Origin of the sequence: Streptomyces glaucescens (genome assembly GCF_002154375.1) — a bacterium.
GTDB lineage: Bacteria > Actinomycetota > Actinomycetes > Streptomycetales > Streptomycetaceae > Streptomyces > Streptomyces glaucescens.
Genome location: NZ_MUND01000415.1, coordinates 1 through 7,439 on the forward strand (window position 1 = coordinate 1; position 7,439 = coordinate 7,439).

A 7,439-nucleotide genomic window follows, 5' to 3' on the forward strand; every position below is an offset into this window, starting at 1 on the left:
TCCCCAGGGCTGTCCCCAGGCCTGGCCGCCGGGCGGCGCCTGGGCCGGGAGCGGGGCGTCGGCGGGGCGGCCGGGGCCTGCCTGCGTGCCCGGCAGCAGGGGCTCGCCACCGTCGGAGGGCAGCACGATGCCTTCGTGCGCGGGCTGCGCCGAGGGCTCCTCGCCCTGTCCGCTCTGCGTCACCGGGACTCCTACGAATGGGGGACCTTCGGAATCGTCGGCTCACGCTACCGGGTCCCCGGAGCCGGGTGCCACGCAGCACAGGGCGTGATCTTGTTCCCTGTGACGGCGGTAACAAAACCTCCTGGCGGCGCGCGGCTTATGTCGCCTCCCTCCCGTGGCCCGCCCCGTTCACGCCGCCTGCTGGAGATCCAGCCGCGCCCCGAACTCCCGCACCACCGCCTCCTCACGGAACGGCTCCAGGCGGGCCTGGAAGTCCTCCAGGTACTCGGCGCCCCGGTTGGACCGCAGGGTCTCCAGGAGCTCCACGGCCTTCATCCCCGTGTGGCAGGCCTGTTCGATCTCGCGCTGCTGCACCTGGGCGGTGGCGAGCAGCACATAGCCGATCGCGCGCCGCCGGGCCCGGGACTCGGGATGCCCGTCCAGGGACTGCCGGGCGGCCCGCGCGGCGGCCTCGGCCTGCCCGAGGTCGCGATGGCAGTGGGCGAGTTCGTCGGCGAGGTAGGCCTCGTCGAAGTGGGCGATCCACGCGGGATCGTCCCCCGAGGACGGGTCCGCCTGTTCCATGGCGCTCACCGCGCGCCCCACCGCCTCCTGGGCGGCGCGCGCTTCACCCATGAGCGCATGGCCGCGCGCCTCCGCCGCGTGGAACATGGCCTCCGCGCGCGGGGTCACGCGCCCCCGCGCCCCCTCTTGCGCCGCCCGCGCCAACTGGGCGATCTCGCGTGGGTTTCCGAGCTGGGCGGCGAGGTGGCTCATGGAGGCGGCGAGGACATAGCCGCCGTAGCCGCGGTCGCCCGCCGCCTGGGCCAGCCGGAGCGCCTGGATGTAGTAGCGCTGGGCGAGGCCCGGCTGCCCGGTGTCCACCGCCATGTACCCGGCCAGCTCGGTCAACCGCGCCACGGCGGCGAACAGTTCGCGGCCCACGGTCTCCCGGTAGGAGCCGGCGAGCAGGCCGGAGACCACGCTGTTGAGATAGTGCACGACGACCGGGCGGACGTGCCCGCTGCCGTACTGGTGGTCCAGGTCGACCAGCGCCTGGGTCATGGAGCGCACGGCGGCCACGTCCGACCGGCCCACCCGGGGACCGGCCGAGCGCGCCACCTGCGCGTCGGGCGCCGAGATCAGCCAGTCGCGGCTCGGCTCGACCAGCGCCGAGGCGGCGACGGACGACCCGGACAGGAAGTCGCGGCGCCCGACGTCGCTGCGCCACAGCTCGCAGACCTGCTCGATGGCTCCCAGTACCGTCGGCGAGAACTGGAGGCCGACGCCCGACGCGAGGTTCTTGCCGTTGGCCATGCCGATCTCGTCGATCGTGACCGTCCGGCCGAGTTTGCGGCCCAGCGCCTCGGCGATGATCGCCGGGGCGCGTCCGCGCGGCTGCTGTCCGCGCAGCCAGCGCGCCACGGACGTCTTGTCGTAGCGCAGGTCGAGCCCGTGTTCGGCGCCGCACATGTTGACCCGGCGGGCGAGCCCGGCGTTCGAGCACCCCGCCTCCTGGATGAGCGCTTGCAGCCGTTCGTTCGGCTGCCGCGCGACGAGAGGCCTTGCGGCCATGGCGTAACCCCCTGTGGCTGCGGTGCCTGCCCGTGCACCGGTTGTCGTGTCTTCCCCGGTCGCACCCCACCGCCGGTGGCGTGGGGTCCGGTCGGGAAGATCAATGCCCCGCGGTCATACCGAAAATGCGGACATGCCCTGAAAACCCGAAACATGCACGGATTACCCGGACAAGCCGGGGTGAACAGCACCCCTGCCCACCCGTTCCCCTCCTGGCTACCCAAGTGCCGCCGCGGATCCTCACGCGCGCCCCCACCCATGCACCCATGCGCCCCGGACGCCGAATCGATGCTCCTCCCCCGCGCGCGGCCGGGGCCGTAACCCGAGGTGAGCGCGGGAGTTGAGTTCCTCGTGGAAGAGACGATCCCGGCCACCGAAGCCGCACAGATTCCGATGCAGCGCGGGGAATCGCTGCTGGAGACCGCCGTTCGCTACGCCGAGGAACGCCACTGGGACGTGTTCCCAGGTACCTGGCTGGAAGCCGTCGACGGACAACAGCGCTGCTCCTGCGGCAACACCCTGTGCGACGAGCCCGGGGCGCACCCCGCGCGCGCCGACTGGGCGACCCGGGCGACCGGCAGTGCGACCGTCGTGCGCCGCATGTGGCAGAAGCAGCCGAACGCGTCGGTCCTGCTGCCGACGGGACGCACCTTCGACGCGATCTGCGTGCCGGAGTCGGCGGGCTTCCTCGCGCTGGCGCGCATGGAACGCATGGAACTGACCCTGGGGCCGGTGACGTTGACCCCGGCGCGGCGGATGCAGTTCTTCGTGCTGCCCGGGGCGGCGGCGAAGGTGCCGGATCTGGTGCGGAAGCTGGGATGGTCGCCCGCGTCGATGGATCTGGTGGCGCTGGGTGAGGGCGGCTATGTGGCCGCGCCGCCCACGCGGTACGGGTCCCGGGGGGCCGTGCAGTGGGTGTGCCGGCCGACTCCGGCGAACCGCTGGCTGCCGGACGCGGAGGAGTTGATCTCTCCGCTCGCCTACGCGTGCGGGCGGGACCGGTGACGCCGGGCCGTCCGCCTGGCCGCTGATCCTCGGCGGCCGCGGGTCCCGGTGGTTCCTCGCGCCCGCGCGGCGAGCCGCGTACCGGCACGGTCCCGCGCCCCTCGGCCGGGTCACCCGACCGTAGGGTTCGGGCATGACCTCAGCCGCTGTACGTGTTCACGGGCTCTGGAAGCGGTTCGGGCAGCAAGTCGCTGTCGCCGGGATCGATCTGGAGCTGCCCGCGGGGAAGTTCGTCGGGCTGGTCGGGCCCAACGGGGCCGGGAAGACCACCACGCTCTCCATGGTGACCGGGCTGCTGCGGCCCGACCAGGGGACCGTCGAGGTGGTCGGGCACGACGTGTGGCGGGACCCCGTCGAGGTGAAGGCCCGGATCGGGGTGCTGCCCGAGGGACTGCGGCTGTTCGAGCGGCTGTCCGGGCGGGAACTGCTGGCGTACACGGGCAGGTTGCGCGGCGTGCCCGGGGCCGAGGTGGACAAGCGGGCCACCCAGTTGCTGGACGTGCTGGACCTGGCGGGCGCCCAGCACAAGCTGGTCGTGGACTACTCCACCGGCATGCGCAAGAAGATAGGGCTCGCGGCGGCCCTCCTGCACAACCCCGAGGTGCTCTTCCTGGACGAGCCGTTCGAGGGCGTCGACCCGGTCTCCGCGCAGACCATCCGGGGCGTCCTGGAGCGGTACACGGCCTCCGGCGCCACCGTCGTCTTCTCCTCCCACGTGATGGAACTGGTCGAGTCGCTGTGCGACTGGGTGGCCGTCATGGCCGCCGGGCGCATCCGCGCGCACGGCACCCTCGCCGAGGTGCGCGGCACCGCCCCCACCCTCCAGCAGGCCTTCCTGGAACTGGTCGGCGCGCAGGGGCGGGACGCCGGGACCGACCTCGACTGGCTGGGCGGCGGCGCCCGGTGAGCGCGGCCACGGAAGCGAACGTCACCGCCACCGTCGTACGGCTGAAGCTGTCCCTGCTGCGCAACGGGCTGCGGCAGTCCGGCGGGCGCAAGGCCGCCTACGTCGCGTCGGCGGTCGTCACCCTGCTGTTCGCGGTGGGCCAGGTGCTGGGGCTGGTCCTGCTGCGCGGCACCGCGCACGCCGACGCCCTGGTGGTGCTGCTGGTGGCGGTGCTGGGCCTGGGGTGGGCGGTGATGCCGCTGTTCTTCCCCGGCGGGGACGAGACCCTCGACCCGACCCGGCTGGTGATGCTGCCGCTGCGGCCGCGGCCGCTGGTGCGGGCGCTGCTCGCGGCCTCCCTGGTCGGGATCGGGCCGCTGTTCACGGTGTGCCTGTTCGCCGGGTCGGTGATCACGGTGGCGCGCGGGGCGGCGGCGTACGTCGTCGGGGCCGTCGCGGTCGTGCTGGCGCTGCTCGTCTGCGTGGCCCTCGCGCGGGCCGTCGCCGCCGCCAACATCCGGCTGCTGACCTCCCGCCGGGGGCGGGATCTGGCGGTGCTGAGCGGGCTGGTCGTGGCGGTGGGCGCGCAGGTCGTCAACTTCGGGGCGCAGCGGCTCGGCTCCGCCGGGCTGGGGCAGCTCGACCCGGTGGCGGACGTGCTGCGCTGGGTGCCGCCGGCGTCAGCGCTCGGCGCGGTGCACTCGGTGAGCGAGGGCGCGTACGGCACGGCGGCCGGGCAGCTCGCGCTCTGCGGCGTCGTCCTGGCCGCGCTGATCGCCGTATGGGCGAGGCATCTGACCCGGCTGATGACCTCGCCGGACGGATCGACGCTGCACGGCGCCGAGTCGGCCGGGCGGGAGCGGTCCTCGACGCGGCTCGGGCGGCTGCTGCCCGGCGGGCGGACCGGAACGGTGATGGAACGCAGCCTGCGCTATGTGTGGCGGGACCCGAAGACCAAGGCCGCGTGGGTGACCTCGCTGGCGATCGGGCTGATCGTGCCGGTGTTCAACGCGCTCCAGGGCACCGGGTCGGTCTACTTCGCCTGTTTCGCGGCGGGCATGCTCGGTCTGCAGATGTACAACCAGTTCGGGCAGGACACCTCCGCGTTCTGGATGGTGGCGATGACGATCTCGTCCACCCGGGACGCCTATGTCGAACTGCGCGCGCGGGCGCTGGCCCTGCTGGTGATCACCCTGCCGTACGCCACCCTGGTCACCGTCCTCACGACGGCGCTGCTCGGCGACTGGGCGCGGCTGCCCGAGGCGCTGGGGCTGTCCTTCGCGCTGCTCGGGGCGATGCTGGCGACCGGGGCGTGGACCTCGGCCCGGTTCCCGTACTCGATCCCGCAGGAGGGCTACAAGAACGTGGCGCCCGGGCAGGTCGGGCTCGCCTGGATCTCCATCTTCGGCGGGATGGCGGCCGGCGCCCTGCTGTGCGCCCCGGTCATCGTGGCGGCGATCTGGCTGCACACGGGCCCGGACGCCACCGCGGGCCGGGGCTGGCCGCTGCTGCCGGCCGGCGCGGCCCACGGTGCGGCGCTCGCCTACGCCGGTCTGCGGCTGGCCGCCCCGCGGACCGCCGCGCGGCTGCCGGAGATCCTGACGGCGGTCAGCAAAGCGTGACGAATTCGGTTTCGAGGGACGGCGGTTCGGCAATCTCGTAGGGGTCGTGGACGGCATCCACCTACGCGGGGGGCGACTGTGGCCCGATGGTTCGGCAGGCCGAGACGGCCCGAGACGCCCCAGGTGCCCGGGGTCGGCCCCTTCGACGATGCCCTGGAGGTCGCCGACCGGCTGCGGCTCGCATACGCGCAGACGGGGGACGTGACACTGCTGCGGGGCGCGGTGACGGCCGCCGGGCGGGCCCGGGACCGCTACCCGGAATCCGATCCGCACCACGCGTCCGCCCTGTCCGCGCTGTGCATGCTGCACCGGCTGGGCTGGGAGCGGGAGCGCGACCCCGGGCAGCTCGACCTGTCGCTGGCCTACGGGCGGCAGGCGGTCGACGCCTCCCCGCCGGGCGACCCCGAGCTGGCCCGCCACATGTCCTCGCTGGCCACGTCGTTGCAGGAGGCGTTCGACCACCGCGGCCGGACCGAGGACATCGACGAGGCGATCGCCCTCTACCGCGGTTGCCTCGACGTCCTCGCCACCAGCCACCCCGAGTACGCCGGCACCGAGTCCAACCTCGCCAACGCCCTGCTGCGCCGCGTCCGCGGACACCCCGACCCCACCGCCCTGAACGAAGCCGTCCGGTACGCCCGGTCCGCCCTCGACCGCACCCCGCCCGACGACCCGATGCACCCGGTGCGCCTGGTCAACCTCGGCGGCGCGCTCGCGGAGCTGGCGCGGAGCGGGCAGGTGCGGCACCTGGCCGAGGCCCAGCAGATGTACGAACAGGCGCTGCGGGAGTTCCCGTCCTCCCACCCGGCCCGCGCGGCCGTACGGGACTCGGTACGGCAGCTGCGCTCGCTGCGCCGGCTGCTCGGCCTCTGAGCCGTGCGCGAACTCGGCCTGTGGGTCCGGGACTTCACCGGGCTCGACCGGTGGCGCTGGGAGCTGACCGGGCCGGACGGGCGGGTGCTGGCCCGGCACGAGGTGCGGCTGGACCGGGAGGCGCCGCAGTTCGAGGCGTTCCTCGACCTCCCCGGGTACGTGCGCCGGAACGCCGCACCCGACCAGCGGGTGGCCCGGGAGCGGGAGATCGTGCGGGAGGTCGGCGTCTGGGCCGGGGAGCGGATCCTCGGGCCGGCGGCCGAACTGCTGGCGGACGCGGCTCCGGCCGTGCTGCGGGTGGTGGTCCCGACGGACGTGCCGCGGGCGCGGCGGCTGCTGTACGTGCCGCTGGAGCTGGCACGGCTGCGCGGGCGTCCCCTGACCGCCTGGGGCCTGACCCCGGTGACCCAGATCGGTGACGCGCGTCCCGGTGAGCGGGACGTGCCCGCGGCCGGGCGGCCGGTGCGGATGCTGGCCCTGTTCAGCCTGCCCGAGGGCAGCCGGGCCCTGAACCTGCGGCGCGAGCGGAGGGTGCTCACCCGGCTGTGCGACCGGGCCGGGCGGGCGGTGGAGCTGCACACCCTCCAGTACAGGGTGACCCGCGACCGGCTCCGGGCCCTGCTGGAGCGGCCGGAGGGCTGGGACGTCGTCCATGTCTCCGCCCACGGCACCCCCGGCGAACTCCTCCTGGAGACCGACACCGGGCGAGCCGACCGCGTCGTGGCGCCCGACCTGGCCCGGCTGCTGGCGGGGGCGCGCGGAGTGCGCCTGGTGACGCTGGCCGCGTGCTGGTCGGGGGCGCTGGCCGCGCGGGAACAGCGGCGGGCGCTGGGCGTGCCGGCCGCCGCCGACGACGCCTTCGACGGGGGCGCCGCCGGGCCCGGTCCGGAGGCGGTGGGCGCGCTGGCCGGGGCACTGGTCGAGCGACTGGACTGCGCGGTGCTCGCCATGCGCCACCCGGTCGCGGACCCCTTCGCGATCGCCCTCGCGGAGTCGCTGTACGGGCTGCTGCTGGACGGGCGCGTGCTGCCCGAGGCCCTGACGGAGGCGGTGACCGCCGCCTCGGACACCGCCGGCCCGGCCTTCCAGGCCGCCACTCCGGCACTGTTCGGGGCACGGGCGGCGGGATTGCGGCTGGTGCCGGGGCCGGGCCCGCGCGGGGACGCGGCCGCGAGGCAGGGCCCGCGTGGGGGTGCGGTTCCCGGGGACGGGCCGCGCGAGGGTGCCGTATCCGGGGACGGGCCGCGCGAAGGTGCCGTATCCGGGGACGAGCCGCGCGAAGGTGCCGTATCCGGGGACGAGCCGCGCGAAGGTGC

6 protein-coding genes and 1 pseudogene are annotated in these 7,439 nt (G+C 74.7%); 5 read left to right on the top strand and 2 right to left on the bottom strand.

The window, feature by feature from the left end; all coding sequences use genetic code 11:
- Positions 1-183, bottom strand: a pseudogene (locus tag CCN42_RS25630) (hypothetical protein); the annotation flags it as partial.
- Between the two features lie 168 nt (positions 184-351).
- A complete protein-coding gene (locus CCN42_RS25635) occupies positions 352-1,737 on the bottom strand; it encodes an NsdA family TPR-like regulatory protein (RefSeq protein WP_086739167.1) in 1,386 nt (461 codons plus the stop codon).
- 351 nt (positions 1,738-2,088) lie between these two features.
- On the opposite strand from CCN42_RS25635, the gene CCN42_RS25640 reads away from it, so the two are divergent.
- The 5 genes from CCN42_RS25640 to CCN42_RS25660 form a co-directional block, all read left to right on the top strand.
- Positions 2,089-2,742: a bifunctional DNA primase/polymerase gene (locus CCN42_RS25640; protein WP_245877454.1), complete on the top strand. Its 654-nt coding sequence runs from the start codon at positions 2,089-2,091 to the stop codon at positions 2,740-2,742.
- 133 nt (positions 2,743-2,875) lie between these two features.
- Positions 2,876-3,649: an ABC transporter ATP-binding protein gene (locus CCN42_RS25645; RefSeq protein WP_086739169.1), complete on the top strand. Its 774-nt coding sequence runs from the start codon at positions 2,876-2,878 to the stop codon at positions 3,647-3,649.
- Positions 3,646-5,250 (top strand): transporter, encoded by a 1,605-nt coding sequence (locus tag CCN42_RS25650; protein WP_107427646.1) that lies wholly within the window; start codon positions 3,646-3,648, stop codon positions 5,248-5,250. The genes CCN42_RS25645 and CCN42_RS25650 overlap by 4 nt, the downstream gene beginning before the upstream one ends.
- A 123-nt stretch (positions 5,251-5,373) precedes the next feature.
- Positions 5,374-6,123, top strand: coding sequence for a tetratricopeptide repeat protein (locus CCN42_RS25655; RefSeq protein ID WP_086739171.1), 750 nt, complete (start codon positions 5,374-5,376; stop codon positions 6,121-6,123).
- Positions 6,124-6,126: 3 nt separating this feature from the next.
- A partial coding sequence (locus CCN42_RS25660; protein ID WP_143662008.1) for a CHAT domain-containing protein occupies positions 6,127-7,439 on the top strand: 1,313 nt, incomplete at its 3' end.